A 305-nucleotide genomic window follows, 5' to 3' on the forward strand; every position below is an offset into this window, starting at 1 on the left:
TCCCGGGGGGGGGGGGGGGGGGGGTGGGTCGTGCCTGCCTTTGGGGGGGGGGGGCCGGGGGGGGGGGGCCCCCCCCGGCCGCCCCCCCGGGGGCCCCCCCCCCCGCCGACCGCCCACACGACGGCGGCGACCGCGGCCACCGCCCCGTACCCACGCCTCATGACGTCCCCCCACCGTGCCGCGACCCGTGTGCCGAGCGTCCCACGCGGTCGTCCCCGCCGCCACGCCCGGCGGGGTCGGCCCGGCCCGCCAGGCGAGGCGGGACGTCGGGCGCCGGGGGGCGGGGGGGCGGGGGCAGCGCCCGC

It is taken from the genome of Streptomyces sp. NPDC058955, from assembly GCF_042741435.1.
In the GTDB taxonomy this organism is placed as follows: Bacteria; Actinomycetota; Actinomycetes; order Streptomycetales; family Streptomycetaceae; genus Streptomyces.